Annotated in this window: 1 pseudogene; it reads left to right on the top strand. The window is 40.0% G+C overall.

The window, feature by feature from the left end:
• A pseudogene (locus tag A3763_RS29245) lies at nt 1-438 on the top strand (hypothetical protein); the annotation flags it as partial.

Below are 438 nucleotides of genomic sequence, written 5' to 3'. Positions count from 1 at the left end.
TATGGCAATATTCAATCATCTCGATTATCAAGGGCTAATCTCGTCCAAGGAAATCGTTTCTCGTTTATCAGAACATGGTTGTGATTTGGCTTTGATTAAGAAGCTTCCAAAGAACGCCAATGACAAAAACCAAGTTTATTTTCATCATGATGCTAGCTTACTAAACTCCGTGTTTGATATGAGCTTTAGTGAAAGAGTTGAAAGCACGAGTCAAACGAAAAGAGCATCTGCACCCGGCAAACCAATTACTCAAGCTGTCTTCAATGAATTCTATTGGCTAAGCAGTGATGGCACTTTGCATAAGACTAAAAAATGTAAAGCTATTGTATACCACCAGTACCCTGAGGCTCGGCTATCAGGTTTTCAGACAGAGCAGGGCGAAATGCCTCAATCTATGTCAGTTGAGTTCACAAAGAGTGAAGATCTACTTCCTAGGTA

This window comes from Oleiphilus sp. HI0128, assembly GCF_001635365.1.
Note: the sequence above shows the minus strand (reverse complement) of the source record. Positions and strands in the feature narration are given on the sequence as shown.